At 55.9% G+C, this 18,629-nt stretch carries 20 protein-coding genes and 1 tRNA gene; 12 read left to right on the top strand and 9 right to left on the bottom strand.

The features are described from left to right. Positions 1 to 35 precede the first annotated feature (35 nt). From ACZ1HV_RS10870 to ACZ1HV_RS10885, 4 genes are all read right to left on the bottom strand, one after another. Positions 36 to 112 (bottom strand) — tRNA-Arg (locus tag ACZ1HV_RS10870). A 228-nt stretch (positions 113 to 340) separates the two neighbouring features. Beyond that, positions 341 to 1,813, bottom strand: coding sequence for a sensor histidine kinase (locus tag ACZ1HV_RS10875; RefSeq protein WP_298821178.1), 1,473 nt, complete (start codon positions 1,811 to 1,813; stop codon positions 341 to 343). A 51-nt stretch (positions 1,814 to 1,864) separates the two neighbouring features. Beyond that, positions 1,865 to 3,298 (bottom strand): dihydrolipoyl dehydrogenase family protein, encoded by a 1,434-nt coding sequence (locus ACZ1HV_RS10880; RefSeq protein ID WP_472718085.1) that lies wholly within the window; start codon positions 3,296 to 3,298, stop codon positions 1,865 to 1,867. Positions 3,299 to 3,451: 153 nt separating this feature from the next. Next, entirely contained in the window at positions 3,452 to 4,237 is a 786-nt protein-coding gene (locus tag ACZ1HV_RS10885; RefSeq protein ID WP_472718086.1) for a TVP38/TMEM64 family protein, read from the bottom strand. A gap of 361 nt (positions 4,238 to 4,598) precedes the next feature. On the opposite strand from ACZ1HV_RS10885, the gene rpmH reads away from it, so the two are divergent. The 8 genes from rpmH (at position 4,599) to ACZ1HV_RS10925 (ending at position 11,264) form a co-directional block, all read left to right on the top strand. Continuing rightward, positions 4,599 to 4,733: a 50S ribosomal protein L34 gene (gene rpmH, locus ACZ1HV_RS10890; RefSeq protein ID WP_006934271.1), complete on the top strand. Its 135-nt coding sequence runs from the start codon at positions 4,599 to 4,601 to the stop codon at positions 4,731 to 4,733. 59 nt (positions 4,734 to 4,792) lie between these two features. Continuing rightward, complete coding sequence (gene rnpA / locus ACZ1HV_RS10895; protein ID WP_152503451.1) at positions 4,793 to 5,194, top strand: ribonuclease P protein component; 402 nt, start codon at positions 4,793 to 4,795, stop codon at positions 5,192 to 5,194. A gap of 6 nt (positions 5,195 to 5,200) precedes the next feature. Beyond that, positions 5,201 to 7,036 (top strand): membrane protein insertase YidC, encoded by a 1,836-nt coding sequence (gene yidC / locus ACZ1HV_RS10900; protein WP_472718087.1) that lies wholly within the window; start codon positions 5,201 to 5,203, stop codon positions 7,034 to 7,036. Between the two features lie 202 nt (positions 7,037 to 7,238). Next, a complete protein-coding gene (locus tag ACZ1HV_RS10905) occupies positions 7,239 to 7,919 on the top strand; it encodes a CatB-related O-acetyltransferase (RefSeq protein ID WP_472718088.1) in 681 nt (226 codons plus the stop codon). A gap of 10 nt (positions 7,920 to 7,929) precedes the next feature. Continuing rightward, complete coding sequence (yihA, locus tag ACZ1HV_RS10910; RefSeq protein WP_472718089.1) at positions 7,930 to 8,577, top strand: ribosome biogenesis GTP-binding protein YihA/YsxC; 648 nt, start codon at positions 7,930 to 7,932, stop codon at positions 8,575 to 8,577. Positions 8,578 to 8,695: 118 nt separating this feature from the next. Continuing rightward, positions 8,696 to 9,583, top strand: a complete 888-nt coding sequence (argB, locus tag ACZ1HV_RS10915) for an acetylglutamate kinase (RefSeq protein ID WP_298821197.1) — start codon at positions 8,696 to 8,698, stop codon at positions 9,581 to 9,583. Then, positions 9,580 to 10,329 (top strand): pyrimidine 5'-nucleotidase, encoded by a 750-nt coding sequence (locus ACZ1HV_RS10920; RefSeq protein ID WP_472718090.1) that lies wholly within the window; start codon positions 9,580 to 9,582, stop codon positions 10,327 to 10,329. Before argB ends, ACZ1HV_RS10920 begins: the two co-directional genes overlap by 4 nt. Before the next feature lie 71 nt (positions 10,330 to 10,400). Further along, positions 10,401 to 11,264: a LysR substrate-binding domain-containing protein gene (locus ACZ1HV_RS10925; RefSeq protein WP_472718091.1), complete on the top strand. Its 864-nt coding sequence runs from the start codon at positions 10,401 to 10,403 to the stop codon at positions 11,262 to 11,264. Positions 11,265 to 11,404: 140 nt separating this feature from the next. Here the strand turns inward: ACZ1HV_RS10925 and ACZ1HV_RS10930 are convergent, their stop codons facing one another. Continuing rightward, entirely contained in the window at positions 11,405 to 12,196 is a 792-nt protein-coding gene (locus ACZ1HV_RS10930; RefSeq protein WP_472718092.1) for a ChbG/HpnK family deacetylase, read from the bottom strand. 222 nt (positions 12,197 to 12,418) lie between these two features. On the opposite strand from ACZ1HV_RS10930, the gene ACZ1HV_RS10935 reads away from it, so the two are divergent. The 3 genes from ACZ1HV_RS10935 (at position 12,419) to ACZ1HV_RS10945 (ending at position 14,480) form a co-directional block, all read left to right on the top strand. Then, positions 12,419 to 12,799: a hypothetical protein gene (locus ACZ1HV_RS10935; RefSeq protein WP_298821202.1), complete on the top strand. Its 381-nt coding sequence runs from the start codon at positions 12,419 to 12,421 to the stop codon at positions 12,797 to 12,799. Between the two features lie 102 nt (positions 12,800 to 12,901). Continuing rightward, on the top strand, positions 12,902 to 13,414 hold the full coding sequence (locus tag ACZ1HV_RS10940; RefSeq protein WP_298821203.1) for an aggregation factor core: 513 nt from the start codon (positions 12,902 to 12,904) through the stop codon (positions 13,412 to 13,414). A 301-nt stretch (positions 13,415 to 13,715) separates the two neighbouring features. After that, positions 13,716 to 14,480, top strand: coding sequence for a hypothetical protein (locus tag ACZ1HV_RS10945; RefSeq protein ID WP_298821205.1), 765 nt, complete (start codon positions 13,716 to 13,718; stop codon positions 14,478 to 14,480). Between the two features lie 105 nt (positions 14,481 to 14,585). Here the strand turns inward: ACZ1HV_RS10945 and ACZ1HV_RS10950 are convergent, their stop codons facing one another. From ACZ1HV_RS10950 to ACZ1HV_RS10960, 3 genes are all read right to left on the bottom strand, one after another. Further along, on the bottom strand, positions 14,586 to 16,079 hold the full coding sequence (locus tag ACZ1HV_RS10950; RefSeq protein ID WP_472718093.1) for a TIGR01777 family oxidoreductase: 1,494 nt from the start codon (positions 16,077 to 16,079) through the stop codon (positions 14,586 to 14,588). Then, positions 16,079 to 16,747 carry a DUF4166 domain-containing protein gene (locus ACZ1HV_RS10955; RefSeq protein WP_472718094.1) on the bottom strand — a complete coding sequence of 223 codons (669 nt, stop codon included), beginning with the start codon at positions 16,745 to 16,747 and terminating at the stop codon, positions 16,079 to 16,081. The genes ACZ1HV_RS10950 and ACZ1HV_RS10955 overlap by 1 nt, the downstream gene beginning before the upstream one ends. A 71-nt stretch (positions 16,748 to 16,818) precedes the next feature. Beyond that, the gene (locus tag ACZ1HV_RS10960; protein WP_472718095.1) at positions 16,819 to 17,379 is read right to left on the bottom strand and encodes a GbsR/MarR family transcriptional regulator; all 561 of its coding nucleotides are present in this window, start codon (positions 17,377 to 17,379) and stop codon (positions 16,819 to 16,821) included. A 173-nt stretch (positions 17,380 to 17,552) separates the two neighbouring features. Here ACZ1HV_RS10960 and ACZ1HV_RS10965 point away from each other — a divergent pair, with 173 nt between their 5' ends. Beyond that, positions 17,553 to 17,771, top strand: a complete 219-nt coding sequence (locus ACZ1HV_RS10965; RefSeq protein WP_472718434.1) for an MOSC domain-containing protein — start codon at positions 17,553 to 17,555, stop codon at positions 17,769 to 17,771. A 186-nt stretch (positions 17,772 to 17,957) separates the two neighbouring features. Here ACZ1HV_RS10965 and ACZ1HV_RS10970 read toward each other — a convergent pair whose 3' ends face one another. Further along, the gene (locus ACZ1HV_RS10970) at positions 17,958 to 18,419 is read right to left on the bottom strand and encodes a DUF302 domain-containing protein (RefSeq protein WP_298821213.1); all 462 of its coding nucleotides are present in this window, start codon (positions 18,417 to 18,419) and stop codon (positions 17,958 to 17,960) included. Between the last annotated feature and the right edge of the window lie 210 nt (positions 18,420 to 18,629).

Below are 18,629 nucleotides of genomic sequence, written 5' to 3' on the forward strand. Positions count from 1 at the left end.
ACAAAATTATCCACAGGCTAAGTCATTGGTAAATATGGCGCACCGGGGAGGATTCGAACCCCCGACCCCCAGATTCGTAGTCTGGTGCTCTATCCAGCTGAGCTACCGGTGCGTATAGGGCGAAGATCGCATCATCGGCCAGACTGGCACTTTCAGATGATCGTCTTGCGGTGTTCGGGGCCGCTTTGTGTGCTCCGGACAGGGCGCTTACCTACTGCGGACAGACGGGGAATGCAAGGACCTTTTTGAACTTTTTTCAAGGAATTGTCACATATTCAGCAAAGCCCTTGATTTCCTTCGATCCACTGCTCAAAGCCAAGGATTGTGCACAGCCTGCCTCTCAGATAGAGCGATCAGGCACTTCAAGATAGAAACAAGTGCCGGGCCTTGTTTCATCGAGTTTGATCTTGCCGCCATGGGCTTTCAGAAGCTCAGCGACAATTGCCAGACCAAGCCCGATACCTCCCTGCTTGGAGCCTGAATGAAATGCCTTGAAGAGCGCTGATTTGATGTTGTTCGGGATACCGGGACCAGTGTCGGATACAGTCACATGAACGCAGGTTCCCCTTCGCTCGGCTTCCAGCGTGATCCGCCGCACCAGCGTTTCGTCTCTTTCGGTTTCAAGGGCCTGTACTGCATTGCGGACAAGGTTGAGCAGAACACGGAATATCTGCTCCGGATCCGCGTCGATCTCGATTTCGACCGGCACCTTGTTTTCAAAGGCCACGTTCTCGTGATCCACCAGACCGAGGACGTCGGCAACATCATCCCCTACCCGCTGCAATGCCAGGAGCCTGCGTTGCGGAGCCCTTTCCTGGGCCTTGCCGTAGGACATGACTGCCTGGGTGTAACCGACAGCACGATCAAGCGTTGCCAGGATCTTGGGCGCAAGCCGGCTGACGGTCGGGTCGGGTACATGTTCCAGGCGCTCCAGGAACAATTGCGCTGACGCCAGCAGGTTTCTCAGATCGTGATTGATTTTGGAAACCGCGAGACCAAGATCGGCAAGACGCTGTTTTTGGTGCAACGCTCTTGAAAGGGCTTCTTCCATGGCGGCAAGGCGGATTTCCGCGTCACCAAGTTCGTCGCGACGGCCTGAAATACGCATGATGCGCGAGCTGTCTTCAGGGCTTTCGGCAAACCGTTCCATGGACTGTGTCAGCCGGCGCAGCGGTCTGATGAAGAGTGCGCGCAGCGTGATGTATACAAGGCTGGCCGTAATGACGGAGATAACCAGAGACAGCGCCAGAATGCGTCCTGAAAAGGCCAGCATGTCCTGTTGAAGAAGCGCAATCGGCAGCACGACGTCGACACGCTCGGTATGCCCCATTTGCCCGGCACCAATGACCCGCATGACACCATCGCCGCGATAGAACAACACCTCGAAACTGCCGACAATGGAGGCCCACGGGGTCACGTTGGCCATATCGATGACGACATCGACGTCACCGGGTACGTCGCTCATCGCAATCAGGCTGCGGCGTGTGCCCTGGTCGAGCGAGATCGCAACAGCGCCTGTCGTTCGCAGAAGCTCTTCTTGAAGCCGCGGTGCGATTGTGTTGGTTTCAGCCAGAACGGAGGCCGCAACGCCCGCCGTGGTCAGCCGGTCCATCAGCCAGGTGTTGCGGAAGTTTGCTATTGACGGCACATAGATGAACACCTCGGCGAGCATGACGAAGAGAACCGTCATCATCAACAGCTTGCCCGAAAGGCCGCCGAACAGATAGCGACCGACAAGATCGCTCTGGCCGGAAGAACCGGCTTCATCTTTGGATGGGACAACCGACCCTTGCGGTGCGCCCTCATGCTTCATGTCTGATCTTCCCAAACTCGTCGGCCAATACGCGGCCCTTGCGGCAATCGATTATCCAAATTTGCGCAGCAAACCGATTGCGCGGCGCACCCAAACATTTTTCGGTGCATCCGCATAGTAGGAAATTGCAGCCCGGCGCACCAGCTCCCCCAGGGTCGGATAAGGCGAGATGAATCCGGCAAGATCTTTCATCGCCATCTTTTTTGACACTGCCAGCGAAAGAAGGTTGACGATTTCCCCAGCCTGGGCACCGACGATATCGGCACCCAGCAGCCGTCCGCTAGGTCCGGCAATCAGCTTGAGCTTTCCGATTGTTTCCCCCTCGGCAAGAGCCCGGTCATTGCGGTCATAGTCTGCTGTGAGCACCTTGACCTTGTCGCCGTGCTTCTTGCGCGCGTCAGCTTCGCTCAGGCCGACATGACCGAGTTCCGGAGAGGTGTAGGTAACCCAGGGCACAACATCATCGTTCATGGCAATCGGCAACCTGAAGAGGATCGATCGAATGACAAGTCCGGCCTGATATCCAGCCACATGGGTGAATTGCAGTCCGCCGGCGACATCACCGATTGCATATGCTCTGCGATTGGAGGTGCGCAGTCCCTTGTCAACCTTGACACCGCGCCGGTCAAAATCGATTCCCGCCTGTTCCAGCCCAAGACCGTCGACATTCGGCTGACGACCGGCGGCAACAAGCAAGTGGCTTGCCGAAACCTCAACATCCTCGCCCGATTTTGTCCTGCCGTTTACCGTAACGCCGGCGGCCGTCTTGGAAACACCTTCTACTGCTGTTTCTTCCAGGATCTCGACGCCGTCTCTTTTCAGCTGATCCAGCACGATCCCGGCAAGTTCCGCATCATCCTTGCCAAGCGCCTTTGCAGCCTCAAAGACAGTCACCTTCGCGCCCAGCCGCCTATGTGCCTGAGCCATTTCCAACCCGATCGGGCCACCGCCGATAATGACGAGATGATCCGGCTTTTCCCGCAATTCGAAAAGTGTCTCATTGGTCAGGTAGGGTACGTCTTTAAGACCCGGGATCGGAGGCACAAGTGCGCTCGAGCCGGTCGCCACCACAAAACGGCGCGCTTTGATTTCCGTCTCGCCTGAAACAACAGTGTCAGGCGCAGTGAAACTTGCCTCTTCACGCAGAACCGTGACACCGAGGCCCTCAAACCTTTCTTGCGAATCGTGCGGTTCGATGGCGGCGATGACACTCCGGACATGATCGTTCGCCTCGGCAAACTCAACGGCTGGAGGTCTGCCGGCATGAATGCCGAATTTTTCGCTCTTGACGGTTGCCTGCGCCGCCTTGCCAGCGGCAATCAGCGCCTTTGAGGGTACGCAGCCATAATTCAGGCAATCGCCGCCCATCAATCCTTTTTCGATGAGAACAACTTCGACCCCGAACGCAGCTGCCGCGGCCGCAACCGACAGGCCACCGGAACCGGCACCGATCACACAAATATCCGGGGTCAGCACATTCGCCATAACAGTATCCATTTAATTGAGTTTTTATTGCCCTGGCTAGGGTGAGGGAGATCTGGCCGACTACTTGGCGCTCAGCGCGAACCAAACGGCATGATTGAAAGACCTGGTTCGATTTTTCATTTGTTGCCCGCTTTCATTCACTGAAACGCTTTCTCACCGCGCACGCATTTTTTTCATGGCAACGGGAATGAGACTGGCCAGTCCGAGGGCGAAAAAGGCGGCAAGCAACTGCGGTGTCACGAGTGCGGATATGTCAACCTGGCATGTTCCGGCGGCGGCACAGCCGGGATCTGCTGCCTCCTGCGCTTCAATGACGCTGTCCAGCCCGGACCCGATAAAGGCAAACGCGAAAGTGCCCGGTACGATGCCGATGAATGTCGCCAGCGCATAGGACGGCAAAGCCATCTGAAAGATCGCCGGAGCAATATTGACCAGCCAGAACGGGAACAGGGGTGTCAGCCGCAGAAACAGGAGGTAATTGAACGCGTCCTTGCGAAACCCCTCGGCAAGTTTCGACAAGAAAGGCCCCGCGCGTTTGGTCAGAACCTCACCTATTGACGAACGGGCAACAAGAAACAGTGCACAGGCACCGACCGTGGCGCCAAAGACAGTAGCAAAACCGCCGATTATCCAACCGAACAGAAAACCGCCGGCAATCGTTAGAAGTGACGCTCCGGGAAAGGAAAGCGCAACGGCGATGGTGTAGATCGCGACATAGGCGAGAATCGCCAGAACGATGTTTTGGTCAACATAGGCCGCAAGCTCCTGCCGTTCCATGATCAGGTTGGACAAGGTCAGCTGCTTGTGCAGCCCTTGTGAAAATGCCAGCACCATCAGCCCGACGAGCACGGCAACCGGAAGCCATCTCTTGACGGATGCGAACACAGAACGATCCGCCGATGCAACGACGGGCGGGTCCTGGTCCTTTTCTGCAGTCATCGTTTTGGCCTCGTCCCCCGACATACCTACCTATTCCTGCTTTATCTTTTTTGGTGGGCTCTTGCCCGTGACATGTTCTAGATATGCAGATGTACCTTAAATCTTCTAAAAAGAAGCGTGTATCACCGATAAGTGACGCTTTCCCGCGTTCGGTTCACCTGTAAGTGATCGGGTGAATTTCTTCAGAAATTTGACACGCAAAGTTGACTTGCGGCTGCATGGACCGTATAAGCGCGCTCGATCGGGACATGCATTCGGACCCAAGGCTTATAGAGCCGCGCTCTTCAAGCGCTTCGAGTGCTTCCTCCATAGAATTTATAAATGAACAAGGGCCGCGCAGTAAGCCGCGCGGGGAAGAACAATGAAGCGTACGTATCAACCGAGCCGTCTTGTCCGCAAGCGCCGCCACGGCTTCCGCGCACGTATGGCCACCAAAAACGGTCGTCAGGTGCTTGCTCGCCGCCGCGCAAAGGGCCGCAAGAGCCTTAGCGCTTAACCGGCACCCTGCCCGCAGCGCGCCGGGTTGGCGGCGTCTGCCAACACCAATCCGCGGCTATGGACACACTTAAAAAGCGCTCCGAATTCCTGGCGGTCGCCAAAGGCGGCCGGCTGGGTCGGCGCGCTTTTGTCGTTCAGGGGCTGGAACGAAAGAGCAATGATGCGCCGCGCGTGGGCTACACGGTCACGAAGAAAACCGGTAATTCCGTCGCACGCAGCCGGATCAAAAGGCGCCTCAGGGCGGCCATTGCCGAGCTCGACACCAAAGAAATTCCGCAAAACGCCGATTTTGTGCTGGTTGCACGCTCAAGTGCGCTCACTCTTCCCTTTCAAAATCTCGTTGCAGACCTTAAATCTGGCCTAGGCCAAGTCTTGGATCCGGGGACGCCACGCGGACGGGGAAAGCCGCGCCGGGGACCAAAGCAAGCGCAAACGACATCGCGCAGGAAACAGGGGTAACTCCAGTTGACGTCAGATAACCGAAATACGATTCTCGCGGTCGTTCTGTCCCTGATTGTTCTGATTGGCTGGCAGATGTTCATCGCCGTGCCTTATCAAGAACGCCAACAGGCAGATCTTGAAGCCCAGCAACGCGCACAAGGCACAAGCCAGACGACAGCGACCGGCGTCAATCCGGATGCACCGCAACCGTCGACGGCGACCCCGGGCGCAGGTACCACAGCACCGGGCCAAACAGCGGGCGGTCAAGTCAACTTCGCCAATCGCGACCAGGCCCTTGCCGCGTCCCAGCGCGTGGTCATCGACACACCCCGCCTTGAAGGGTCGATCAGTCTGACCGGTGGACGACTGGATGACCTGCGTTTGAAGGATTATCACGAGACAGTCGACAAAAGCAGCCCAACCATTGTGCTGTTTTCACCAAAGGGCAGCCCCACTCCCTATTATACCGACTATGGATGGGTCGCCGATCCAGGTGCCGAGGTCACACTTCCTGGACCCGACACACTCTGGTCCGTAGAGGGCTCCGCGTCTCTCACGCCGGCCACGCCCCTGACACTCACGTGGGACAATGGTTCAGGCCTGACCTTCAAGCGGACCTATTCGGTGGACGAGGACTACATGTTCACCGTCGACCAGTCCGTCGAGAACGCCTCGTCAACAGAGGTCACGCTCTATCCCTATGGTTTGATTGCCCGCAACGGCATCCCGGAAACCAGCGGCATCTGGATCCTGCATGAAGGTCTTCTCGGGGTCTTCGGTGAAGAAGGCCTTCAGGAAGTCGACTATTCCGACCTTGAGGACGAAGGCTCTGTCCGTCCGGCCAAAGTCGACCAGGGATGGCTCGGCATTACCGACAAGTACTGGGCTGCAACGCTGATTCCCGTCCCGGGTCAGGAATTCCAACCCGGCTTCAGTCATTCACCTGCAACCGGCAATTTCCAGGCTGACTATCTCGGCAATGGTGTTGTTGTTGCCGCAGGCGGCAGCGGAGAAACCAGTTCCTATCTCTTTGCAGGTGCCAAGGAGACCAAGCTTCTGGATGCTTACGAGGAAGCCCTCAGCATCAAGCAGTTCGAGCTTCTGATCGACTGGGGCTGGTTCTACTTTTTGACCAAGCCGATGTTCTTTGCCATCGACTATTTCTTCCACCTGATCGGCAACTTCGGTGTGGCTATTCTCGTGGTGACGGTTCTGATCAAACTGGTCTTCTTCCCGCTCGCCAACAAGTCTTATGTGTCGATGAGCAAAATGAAGCTTGTTCAGCCGCAGATGACGGAAATCCGCGAAAAATACGCGGATGATCGTCAAAAGCAGCAGCAGGCATTGATGGAGCTCTACAAGCAGGAAAAGATCAATCCGTTGGCAGGCTGTCTGCCGATCCTGATCCAGATCCCGGTGTTCTTTGCGCTCTACAAGGTCCTGTTCGTCACGATCGAAATGCGCCATGCGCCCTTCTTCGGCTGGATCCAGGATCTTTCTGCGCCTGATCCAACTTCCCTGTTCAATCTCTTCGGACTGATCCCCTGGGATCCACCGCAGCTGCTTATGCTCGGCGTCTGGCCGCTGATCATGGGCATCACCATGTTCGTTCAGATGAAGATGAACCCGGCTCCGCCCGATCCGACGCAGCAGATGATCTTCACCTGGATGCCTGTGGTGTTCACTTTCATGCTGGCGTCGTTCCCGGCCGGCCTGGTGATTTACTGGGCCTGGAACAACTCGCTCTCGATTGCCCAGCAATATGTGATCATGCGCAGGCAAGGTGCCAAGGTAGAGCTTTGGGACAATCTCGGTTCCATGTTCAAGAAAAAGAAACCGGCTGCAAACGACAAGAGCTAGAGGGGCTGACAAGCCCAGGTTGAACTGCTAAACACCAAGGCCTCGCCAACTGGCGGGGCCTTTTTTGTTCCTAGAGGAGTGCATCGACCAATGATCCGATGAAGCAAGACCTGACCAACAAGGCGAAGTCGCCGGCCGGCAGGTCGTCCGCGCAAACAGCGCAGTTCTCTCTTCCCTTGATTTCTTGCCAATTGGAGGTCACATGCACGGCCCGTCCCCCGATACTCTTCATCCGTTCAAGGGCGAACCGCACACGGTTTTCCTTAAAAACACGATCACGCGTCCGAATATCGAAGTCGGCGATTATTCCTATTATCATGATGCTGAAGATGCGACCGATTTTGAAAATCGCAATGTACAGTACCACTTTGAATTCATTGGTGATCGGCTGAAAATCGGCAGGTTCTGTGCGCTTGCACAGGGCACCACTTTCATTATGAACGGCGCCAACCACGCGATGACCGGGTTTTCGACGTATCCCTTCCACATCTTTGACGATGCCTGGCATGGGCAATTCGAACCGGGCAGTATTTTCGATCATTTGCGCGGCGATACGATCGTTGAAAATGATGTCTGGTTCGGCACCAATGCCACTGTTATGCCAGGCGTCACAATTTGCTCTGGCGCCATAGTTGGCGCTCATTCCGTGGTCGCATCGGATGTCCCCCCTTACGCGATCGTGGTCGGCAATCCTGCACGCATCGTCAAACTTCGCTTCGATGAGGCAACAATCGAGCGGCTGCTGGAGATTGCCTGGTGGAACTGGCCGATAGCCAAGATCAGCCGGAACCTGAAAGCCATCTGGGGTGCCGACATTGCCGCCCTGGAGCGCGCTGAGTGCGAGCCTGAGAGTGATCTCGACGTGGCAGCTGAAGCAGGGTAGAAGGCCCGTCATGACAGACGAACAAGACTTTTCCCCTGAAGACCTGGAGGCGGGCAGACTGCTTTTTGCCCGCCCCTGGGAGTTTCTGACCAGCGTGACAGACATGGCCAATCTGCCGGATGCGGCAGAAGCGGAAATTGCATTTGCGGGACGTTCCAACGTGGGCAAGTCCAGCCTGATCAATGCCCTGACCGGACGCAAGGGACTGGCGCGGACATCGTCAACGCCCGGGCGAACCCAGATGCTCAACTTCTTTGTCGCCCCGGACACGCCGCTGACCGTCGTCGATATGCCCGGCTATGGATATGCGCAGGCTCCCAAGGAGCTTGTCGAAGCCTGGACCAACCTCGTGTTTTCCTACCTCCGGGGCCGCCCGAACCTGCGCCGGGTCATCCTGCTGATCGACAGCCGCCATGGCAACAAGAAAAACGACCTTGAAGCGATGGACCTGCTCGACAAGGCAGCCGTCGTCTATCAGGTGGTTCTGACCAAGGCTGACAAGATCAAGCCGCCACAGCTGAAACGTCTGATCGCCGACACCCAGGCCGCCCTTGCAAAACGCGTTGCAGCGCACCCGCAAATCATCGCGACATCCTCAGAAAAGAACCAGGGGATCGATAAGCTGCGCGCCGAACTCTGCCTGCTGGCCAATCAATAGATACAGCTCCATTGTGCCGCAAAGCACTCGGAGCTGATGATTGTGAACACCGGGCAAACCGGCTATAGCAGGGATCCTTCGCGTTCCGTTCCGAGAAGTTGTTGAGTATTCCACACCTATGACCACCCCCGAAACCGCCAACCGCGCCCACATTATTGCTCACGCGCTGCCCTATATGCAGCGCTACGACAACAAGACCGTTGTCGTGAAATACGGCGGCCACGCCATGGGTGATCCAGAGTTGGGCCAGGCTTTTGCGCGCGACATCACGTTGCTGCGCCAGTCAGGCGTCAACCCGGTCGTGGTTCATGGCGGCGGGCCGCAGATCGGCAAGATGCTGCAAAGGCTCAACATCGTCAGCGAATTCAAGGGCGGCCTGAGGGTCACCGACAAGGCAACGGTTGAAGTTGTTGAAATGGTGCTGGCCGGTGCCATCAACAAAGAAATCGTTCAGATGATCAATTCCGAAGGTGGCCGGGCTGTCGGATTGTGCGGCAAAGACGGAAACCTCGTGACGGCACGCAAGCTGCAGCGAACCGTGGTCGATCCTGACAGCAACATTGAAAGCGTTGTGGATCTGGGTTTTGTCGGCGAACCGGCAGATGTCAATCCGACGGTGCTCAGACTGGTCCTCAAGGAAGATATCATTCCGGTTATTGCACCGGTTGCACCGGGTGATGACGGAGAGACCTACAACATCAATGCCGACACTGCCGCAGGAGCTATCGCAGGGGCCCTGAATGCCACGCGTCTGCTTTTCCTGACAGATGTTCCAGGTGTACTCGACAAGGATGGCAACCTCATCAAGCAACTAACCGTTGCCAATGCCCGTGAGCTGATTGCGGACGGCACGATATCGGGTGGAATGATCCCCAAGGTCGAGACCTGTATTGAAGCGCTTGACCAGGGTGTGGAAGGCGTTGTGATCCTGAACGGCAAGGTTTCACATGCGGTGCTTCTGGAGCTGTTCACCGATGCCGGCGCCGGGACGTTGATCATACCGTGACGGGAAAACGCCCCCTGCCCCATGAGGGCTCGCACGCACACCGTCATGACCTCCGCCTCTTCAAGGGAGTAGAAGCCTGGATCTTTGATCTCGATAACACGCTTTATCCCCATGATGCGGACCTGTTCTCGCAAATCAACGAACAGATTGCTCAATTTGTACAAGACCTCCTGGGGCTCCCGCGCGAAGAGGCCATGGCGCACCAGAAAGCGCTTTATCACGCACATGGAACGACGCTGCGGGGCCTGATGAGCGAACACAGCATCGACCCCGATGCCTATCTCCGCTTCGTGCATGACATTGACTATTCAAATCTGGCACCGAACCCGGAACTCGGCCGCGCGATTGCAGCGCTGCCGGGCAAGAAATTCATTTTTACCAACGGCGACCGTCCGCATGCGGAGCGTACCGCGGTCGCACTCGGCATTTCCGATCATTTTGAAGACATCTTCGACATCGTGTCAGCGGATCTGATCCCGAAACCGAACCGGGAAACCTATGACAAGTTTCTTGCGCGAACCGGCGTTTCGTCTGCGCGCTCGGCCATGTTCGAGGACCTTTCAAAGAACCTGAAAGTGCCGCACCAACTCGGCATGTGTACAACTCTGATCGTTCCCACCGGCTCCAGAGAGCTCTTCCGCGATAGCTGGGACATGGAAGGCGATCCCTATCCACACGTTGACTTCGTTACCGACGACCTGACCGGGTTCTTGAAGTCCGTTCTGGGCGCTCTGGCACAGGCCTGAACAGCTACTCTGGTGGTCAGGTGCCAACTTCGCTAGATTGAGGAAAACTCAACGACGGAGTTCTATGGCTTATGGCGTCCCTGCGCGCACTTCATGCCTTTTCCCTGCTGGCCCGCCATGGTCGCGCTGCCATGGCAGCGGAAAAGCTCGGCGTCTCACCTTCCGCGTTGTCACACCTGATGCGCAAACTTGAGAGCGAGCTTGGCGCGACACTTGTCAATCGGGACGGACGCGGCCTGACGCTGACAGAAGAAGGACAACGACTTGCGCTGAGCCTTGGCGATGCATTCGACCGCATTGAAGAGGCTGTCGACAGTTTCCGGCGGCGCGGACGCACCGAACTCAGGATCAGCACAGTTTCGACATTTGCCACGCGCTGGCTGATCCCGCGCTTGCCGTCCTTTCAGGATAGCCAACCCGATGTGGAGTTGCTGTTGTCGGCCTCGACGCGCATGGTTGACCTCGACCGGGAAAACTACGATTGCGCCATTCGTCTCGGGACCGGCAACTGGCCCAGCGTTGAAAGCCATCTGCTTTGGCAGGAACATTTGGCGGTTGCCTTGGCGCCTGCCCTTTTAAGCGGAAAGGATCCGGCAGACCCGGGCATTCTGCTGAAACTCAGACTGCTGCACAGCGCATCCAGACGCAACGATTGGGCGGTTTGGCAGAAGGCTGCAGGCCTCAGCCACCCGGACCTGAATTCCGGAATGGTCCTGCAAAGCCGGGACCTTGCAATCCAGGCCGCCATAGCAGGTATGGGAGCAATCGTGATCGACAGGCGATTTGTCTCCCAGGAACTTGAGGCCGGGCATTTGATCATGCCGGACTGGAAAGTGCTTGAGCTGGAGACCGGCTACTGGTTCGTCCGCTCGCCCGCGCGCACGTTAACGCGGCCTGTGGCGGCTTTTCGGGACTGGCTCCAGGCAACGGCCTAAACCGCAATCTGTCTCTTTTGGTTCAGCTAGTCGCCCGACAAACCTATCGCCACAAGCTTTGCCCGGCCTATGAGGCAGTCAATTATCACCTCTTTCAAGGACACGGCGATTGACTGGACAAAAGCAGGCACTTTTAAAGCCTAAAGGTCACGGTAACTGATCAAGTCAATTCCAAGCCTTTCGACTGTTTCACGAACGAGCGGGCTTTTCAGCGTTTCAAGGCAGGTCCATCTGTCCCGATCGACGTCTTCGTAACCCTGATGCCCCAACATGGCGAGTTCATCGGACTGAATGGCTGGATGATCGATAAAGATGTAAGTGCCCGCATTCAGTTCTAACAAGTTTTCGCAAAACGCCGCTACACGATTTTCAGTCAGACGTGGTGTTGGAGGATACCCTTGAATGCGTGGAAGTCCGTGCCCGAATGCATCGTCCTTCAGGCCGAACTCCTCGCAAAGGTCGCGTATGATTTCACCAAGCCGGGGATCAAAGTCTGCAAAGTGCCTGACCATATGAGCGCTGACATGACTGGCGCTGCGAAACGTGTGAACGCCCAGTTCGATTTGCGCCCGAAATTCCGCCGCGACTTCATCCAGACGCCAATCAACGTCCTGCAAGGCACCGCGCTCATCCCCTGAGCGCGATGACAGAAGCGGAAGAAAGTTGCCAGAGGGGTCGACAAGGCTCCTTGCGGCCGTCAATGGCCGCCACTTGATACGATCCCACTCGCTTGAGAGCGTCAGATGGATGCCGATGTCAATTTGTGGCCGCTCATTGAAAATTTCGGCGGCATGCGCAATCCAAGCACAGGGCATCATGACCTCGACGCTGCGAGCAATTCCGTTGAGACATGCATCCAGACACCCGGCATTTGATGCATGGCACGATCCTGCATCATCAGCTCTAACAAGCAATCTGACGGCTGAAGACACGGGTTATCCTCCTCGTTGACTGATCGCAGCCTAAGCCCTGACCGCGCAAAGCCGCATTAAAATGATTGCCATATTTCGTCACACCGCATGCTTTGAACATGTCGTTCATATGACCGCAACAGGCCCATTCCCTTGCGTTAACCTTTGATTATCCTCATACTCTTGATCTGGGCTGACACAAAGGAAACAAGAATTGCCGGCCAGTCTTCAATGGGGGTTGATATGCGTAAGGGGCTGGTGAGCGCCGTAATTTTGGTGTTCTCGTTTGTTTATCTTGTTACCAGCGTTGCACCTGTTTCGGCAGAAACACTGGTCTGGCGATTTGAAAGCAAACATTCGAAAATCGTGGATGTTGAACTTTATTCAGACAGCCGCCGAGGACACGTCTGGCCCGGCAACAACAAGATTTACGTGCTCGACGATTATTCCGTCAAAACGATCAGCATCTCCTGCCGGAACGGCGAGAAGATCTGCTACGGCGCGTGGGTTCGCAACCGCTCAAACCTTTATTGGGGTGTCGGTTACAAGAACCGGAACCGTTGCTCAAGCTGCTGTTACACCTGCAATGGTGGCCAGACCAAGGTGATCGTTCTCAACCCGTAAGGTTACGAGCGGCAACTATGCCAATACCGGTGGCTATGCGATGATCCGCTTTCAGCGGCGGGACGTATCTCGAGCATTGTTTGTTTTATGTTGGAGGCCGTCATGAATTTCACAAAGCATCTCGCGGCGACGTCGATTGCAGCCGCTGCGCTCTTGTTGTCGAGTGCCGCCCAAGCCGATTTGCGCGTCGATTTTAAAGAAGGCGCTCCCAAGGACGCGTTTCGGTTCGAAAACATCGGAGTGTGTTCCATAACCAATTCATCCATCACACTTGACCTTGCAACGTCTTCGGCCGGTCTGATTTTTGACGTCACGGACCAAGGGGCCGGCGTCGAAGTGTTCCAACCGTTCGAACTGATCGAGGGGGCCGATGCTCTTGCAAGAGTACCCGATGTGCTGGACGGCCAGACAAAGATCGAACTGAGCATTTCAGATCTTGCCCCAGGCGCGGCAATCGCCTTCACGATCGATGTTGATGATACGAAGGGACAGCGGGCCATCACCGTTTCCGGCTCTGAAATCGAAGGGGCGACGGTCATATACCGGAACGACAAAGAGAAAGCCCTTGCGACGTTTTCTTCTGTTGCGCGCGCAAGCGTCACCCGTGCCTGTTAGCGCACAACACAGCCTACCCGCGATATCGGGACACCTCGCCCGCTGTTAGCCGCAAACGTGAAACCGGATTGTCTCGACCCGAAAAGTCCTTGGCGCTAAGGTATGCGTTTATAATAATTTGCGTTCCGGCCGCTCGGTGAACGATTGTGCTCAAGGCGCAAACGGCGAAGAAACCCCGATTGGTTTGCGGGCTTTCACAGCGCGGTCAATCCCCTTTACTGGGCGATCCTAGGGATGCCGCCGGACCTTGCACGGGCATGCAAGCAGCCTTTAGCGGACCTTGCAAAGGAGCGCTTCGGTTATGTTTTGGGATAAGATTGAACCAGTCATTACAGCGCCTCTCCAAGACGCCGTCGACAATGCATATGCGGTTTTCGGGCGCTACCGCCTTTCCGGAACAATTGTCCATTGCGATTGCCCCTCATGCATGATGCCTGAGGTCGCCGCGAAACTCTCCAGTCTTCCCTTAAAGAATATCGGCGTCGACCTCTTGTCGGAATATACCAATTCCGCGCACGGCTACGATCGTGGGCAGATAGAGATCGAGTTCAAATATTTTTTGCCAAGGTATTTCGACCTGATCGCACAGTGCCAACCGCCTTCGCCGCTCGACCTTGAATTCTGCCTCCGCAGGCTGGACGGATACCGGAACAACTGGCCGGAAGATGAAATCGAAACGGTCGATACATTCTTCGATGCCTTTCTGGAGGCCAGTCTCCGGCAGGGACGTCTTTTGAAATGGCCCGTCGGGTACCGGTTAGAATTCGACATTGGCGCGATCCTTGCCATGATCGTCCTAGCGGGCGGCGACCTGAAGCGTGCGCTTTCAGTGATCGACCGCGTCACCGGCCCGATCACGGGCGTTCATCTGGCCAGCCTACGCATGGAGCTGCAGATGAGGGACAGCGAACTGATTTATGACAATGCTTTCCTCGATGACCACCCGGATGCAGCATTGGAAATCGGCCGCTGGCTGGAAAGCAATGGTGTCATGGAACGCATTCTCGCAGCGGCCGATCAACTTGGCGGGGGAGACTATGATGACATCTTGAACTTCGGTTTTTAGAGCATCTTCAGTTTCGTGGTGCCGATCCATACCGGAAATCGCAGAACCCGTTGAAGATAGGCGCGAGATTGAAGCCCCCGCGCCTCTCGTCACTGCGGCTACAGGTCATGCTGCAGATCGAATGCCCTGCTCCGCACGGGCGGGTAATGACTGGCGTGCGCCGGAAATCGCCCGCAGCATTGGCGCCAGACGCGGATGGCGGAACCTGAAGCCGGACTGGCTCAGTCTTGAGGGCACCACGCGCTGACCGGCCAGCATTGTCTCCCGGCCCATATCTCCCAACGCAAAAGACAGAAGCCAGGCCGGAAACCGCAGGATCGCGGTTCTGGAGAGCGCCTGCGCAAGTTCCTTGGTGAACTCGGTGTTGCGGACCGGTTCGGGCGCCGTGGCATTGATGGCTCCTCTCAAGGTATCGTCAGACATCGCACGAACAATGACACGGATCAGGTCATCACGTTCGATCCAGGACATCCATTGCCGGCCAGTCCCTATCACCTCACCTCCGAAGAACTCGAATGGTGTCAGGAGCCTCGCGAGCATGCCACCTTCCACGCCAAGGACGAGACCGATCCGAAGGATGACGACACGAACATTTAGCTGGCCGATTGCAGCCGCTGATCGTTCCCACTGATCGCATACTTCATGGACAAATGCCGGATCCGGATCGGTGTCTTCTGTGAGAAGCTCATCTCCCCGCAAACCATACCAGCCAACCGCAGATCCACTGACAAGACAGGCCGGTTTGCAGTCCAGTCGTCTGATGAGCTCTTGAAGTGCTTTGGTGGTCTTAACCCGTGAATTGATGATCACAGCCCGTTTCCTCGCCGTCCAGAGGCCGTTTGCCACAGGTTCTCCTGCAAGGTTCACGACAACGTCCAGGCGGTCTGCATTATGAATTTGATCAAGGCTCGTAATCACGCGAACGGGATGCGCAAGCTCATCGAGGTTTTTCAAATTTCGCGTCAGAACGGTCACAAAGTGACCGGAAGCAACAAGGCATTCAACAAGCCGCCTGCCGACAAACCCCGTCCCGCCAGTAACAAGAATATGTAGGCGCGGTGGCAGACCTGCGGCCAGGACAGCCGGGTTCCCCCTTTCAAGTCTTTCGCTTCTGGAGGCAGCAAGCAAATCGCGCGCACTGAAAAGACCGACGCCCAGGGCAGCCAGCGTTGCCATCGCGCTCCACCAGCCGTAGTTGGCTGGATAGATCGCGCTGGGGCGCAAGGACCAATCCCAGAGAACCGGCGCGGCCAGGGCTAGAATTGCACCGTAGTTCAATGCCAGCAATGTATGGTTGATACGTTCGGTCCAGGGCAGTTTTCGGGTCAGGTCCTCCTCGACAAAGTCCCAAAGTGTTATCAGCACTTCAAGGAGCAGAATGAAGGTCAGGGCAACTGTGAAAAATCCATGTGGTTCGGTCCAACCGAAACACAGGAAGATAATCGCGTAGAAGAAATTGCGGATGCCGTGCAAACGCAATTCCGTTTTCTGGGATGTGCGCCAGGCCAGCCGCTCGCTGCCTTCGTGATGCACAATTGTGTCGAAACCACCCATGAAAATCTGAATGGAAATCAGACACCAGAGCAAGGGACTGTCCATCAGTCATCCTCCTTGTCATGAAAAAGCGCGTCCTGCTGGATGAGTTCCCCGAATAAACGGCTCTTCAAGGTGAGCGAAAAAACGAAGTTCTTCTTTCCCAGATCACGGTGGGTGATGGTCAGATTGCCGGGCGCAAACCAGACTGGCAGGCGCAGGCGTCTCGTCCCCAACTGCACAAAGTAGTGGTCGCTTTCAAAGATCAGCGCATCTCCTGACGCACTTACCCGCAAGGCGATGCCCATCCCTGCCCCTATGTATTCTTCGATGCCGGTCGGTCCGGCAAAGCGCTTCGAGCTGTGAATGACCTGAGGAAAGCCAGCGGCGCGTCCATATTGGCGAATCCAGAATTGGCCATCACCCGCAATGTCTTCAGTTACCGATACGACCGCAGGCTGATTGGCCGACGACAGGTCGAAGGGCAGCGGACCACCGACCAAACGCGCAACCTGGGCCAGCAACCGGCCGGCGAGGTTCATGCGGATCGAAACGACCCGTCCCTGATAGACGACACTCGCACCTCCGCTGAGCCTTTTGCCAAATCGGCGTTTGACTGAAGATGGAAGCGCTGACCAGGCCGCTTCGCCCAGAAGATCGCGAAAACGGCGATCCTGATATGTCTCGGGCAATGAGTTTGCCGATTGGCACAAAGCGGGGCTGTTCCTTCTCATCTTTGCACTCCCTCCTGTTGTGTCCGTTATTTCTGTATAAAGAGAAATTTTAGCTCAAATAAAAAGCCCGTCTATTTCTTGGACTTACCGCCGATCTTCAAGAGCGAAAAGATCTTGTCCCCCATCTTCATCAAAGTGGCGAGCTTCGATTTGGGAACGCTCAACATTTGAGCCGACCATCGGTCAGCTGTTGTCAAAAAGTCATGCATTTCCTGCATGCGCTTCAAGGCTACGGGGTCAATCCCCGTTTCTCCACGCGCTTGATCCACGCAGATCTCAATCGCACGGATGGCCGGGTCAATTTCCCGTTCCTTACGCCCCCTTGCGATCAATAGTGCCATTTCCCAAACATCGGTTTCAGCCACAAAATGCTCTCGCCTGTCTCCGGCGACAGGAACCCGTTGAATGAGACGCCAACCAACAAGTTCCTTCAAAGAGTTGGACACATTTGAACGTGCAATGCCGAGTTCTTCAGAAATATGCTCTGCATTCAAAGGAGCCGCGCTGAGGTATAGCAATGCATGGATCTGCGCTACCGAACGATTGACTCCCCATTGGCTACCCATGTCCCCCCAGTACAGGATGAACTTTTCCTTCGAAGAATTCTTGGCTATGTCAGTAAATTCTGTCATGACAGAAATATCTGACCTTCCTGACTGAATGTCAAGCTCCCATAGGGATACAGCAGAATTTCAAAGAGCAGAGTTCCTCAACATCGCCGCCTTGCAATGGCAAGCTATGTTCTGGAGATCCCAGACATCTTTCTGCCGGGGTTGCAATCTCCCGGGCTTGTCTATCCAAGCTGCTGGTCACCCATAAAACGGAACGGTGCCGAATGGTGACGGCTGAGCAGGAGGACCTGGAATTCGACCCAAGGATACTGAAATCGATCGTTCGTGATTTTGACGTCGACTTTGGTATCTATGCCAAGGTTTTAAAGGCAGGCACTGTTTCTTGCGGGCAAAGCGTGGAATTTAGTCCCGAAAAGGCCGCACTTATCGATCATCAAGAGCTCGGTATTTAACCGGCTAACTTTTAGCGGAAAACACGCGCTGAAACAATAAAACTCGAATTCCAGGAAGAATTTCGGCCAATGCCTGGAACAAATCAAAGACCTTCGACAGAACAGGACGAGGTGCGAGCCTGACCACCTGCACCCGCCTGCGTTTGAAGGCAGGCGGATATCAGGTACGTGTCTTGGCTCAGGCTGCTATTCCGCTGCCTTTGACGTCAGTTTTTTGAGCGCGCCAGTCATCGCGACGACGGACGGATGATCTGCTGGCAGGCCATGCGAACCGGCGAAAGCCTCCGGGGAGCGATACAAGATGATGGTGCCGTCAGGCGTTTCAACTGCAGACACCCGGATCGGCAGATCAAGGCCTGCTGCTTGGGCGTCGCGAATAATTGGCGTCCCGAGCTTCGGGTTGCCAAATATGAGAACCTCGTTGTCGGGTATTTCCATGTCAACACTCTCGCCGCCTTTGGCATGATCAATGCGCGCAAAGACTTTCGCCCCGGCGTTCTCGACCGCGGCACTCAACTTGTCGATCGTTTCTGAAACGGAATGCGGACTTGAGACCCGGACAAGCGTGCTGTCTTCTGCCAGAGCGGCCCCCGCATTGGCGACCATAAGTCCTGCGCCAACCATCGCTGCAAGAGTAGTTTTAGACATCATCGACTCCCGATTAATTATTGAACGGTTGCAATGCACCGCAAATTCGCGCGCCAAACCAATCAAAACTTCGTGGTGATGATAAGGCTGAGGTTCCAAGCCCCGACAAGCCCAGCTCAACGGGCTGGTAAACCGCTCCTAGCAGCCAATGCTGCGCTCGATCAAACTTGCGTCATAGGTTAAATCGCCGTGTTCGCAGCAATTGTGCGG

Source organism: Roseibium sp. JB4-4 (genome assembly GCF_055693425.1).

Coding starts and splice junctions, on each gene's coding strand:
- ACZ1HV_RS10875 (WP_298821178.1), bottom strand. CDS start 1,813: ATGAAGCATGAGGGCGCACCGCAAGGGTCGGTTGTCCCATCCAAAGAT.
- ACZ1HV_RS10880 (WP_472718085.1), bottom strand. CDS start 3,298: ATGGCGAATGTGCTGACCCCGGATATTTGTGTGATCGGTGCCGGTTCC.
- ACZ1HV_RS10885 (WP_472718086.1), bottom strand. CDS start 4,237: ATGACTGCAGAAAAGGACCAGGACCCGCCCGTCGTTGCATCGGCGGAT.
- rpmH (WP_006934271.1), top strand. CDS start 4,599: ATGAAGCGTACGTATCAACCGAGCCGTCTTGTCCGCAAGCGCCGCCAC.
- rnpA (WP_152503451.1), top strand. CDS start 4,793: ATGGACACACTTAAAAAGCGCTCCGAATTCCTGGCGGTCGCCAAAGGC.
- ACZ1HV_RS10905 (WP_472718088.1), top strand. CDS start 7,239: ATGCACGGCCCGTCCCCCGATACTCTTCATCCGTTCAAGGGCGAACCG.
- yihA (WP_472718089.1), top strand. CDS start 7,930: ATGACAGACGAACAAGACTTTTCCCCTGAAGACCTGGAGGCGGGCAGA.
- argB (WP_298821197.1), top strand. CDS start 8,696: ATGACCACCCCCGAAACCGCCAACCGCGCCCACATTATTGCTCACGCG.
- ACZ1HV_RS10925 (WP_472718091.1), top strand. CDS start 10,401: ATGGCGTCCCTGCGCGCACTTCATGCCTTTTCCCTGCTGGCCCGCCAT.
- ACZ1HV_RS10935 (WP_298821202.1), top strand. CDS start 12,419: ATGCGTAAGGGGCTGGTGAGCGCCGTAATTTTGGTGTTCTCGTTTGTT.
- ACZ1HV_RS10940 (WP_298821203.1), top strand. CDS start 12,902: ATGAATTTCACAAAGCATCTCGCGGCGACGTCGATTGCAGCCGCTGCG.
- ACZ1HV_RS10945 (WP_298821205.1), top strand. CDS start 13,716: ATGTTTTGGGATAAGATTGAACCAGTCATTACAGCGCCTCTCCAAGAC.
- ACZ1HV_RS10950 (WP_472718093.1), bottom strand. CDS start 16,079: ATGGACAGTCCCTTGCTCTGGTGTCTGATTTCCATTCAGATTTTCATG.
- ACZ1HV_RS10955 (WP_472718094.1), bottom strand. CDS start 16,747: ATGAGAAGGAACAGCCCCGCTTTGTGCCAATCGGCAAACTCATTGCCC.
- ACZ1HV_RS10960 (WP_472718095.1), bottom strand. CDS start 17,379: ATGACAGAATTTACTGACATAGCCAAGAATTCTTCGAAGGAAAAGTTC.
- ACZ1HV_RS10970 (WP_298821213.1), bottom strand. CDS start 18,419: ATGTCTAAAACTACTCTTGCAGCGATGGTTGGCGCAGGACTTATGGTC.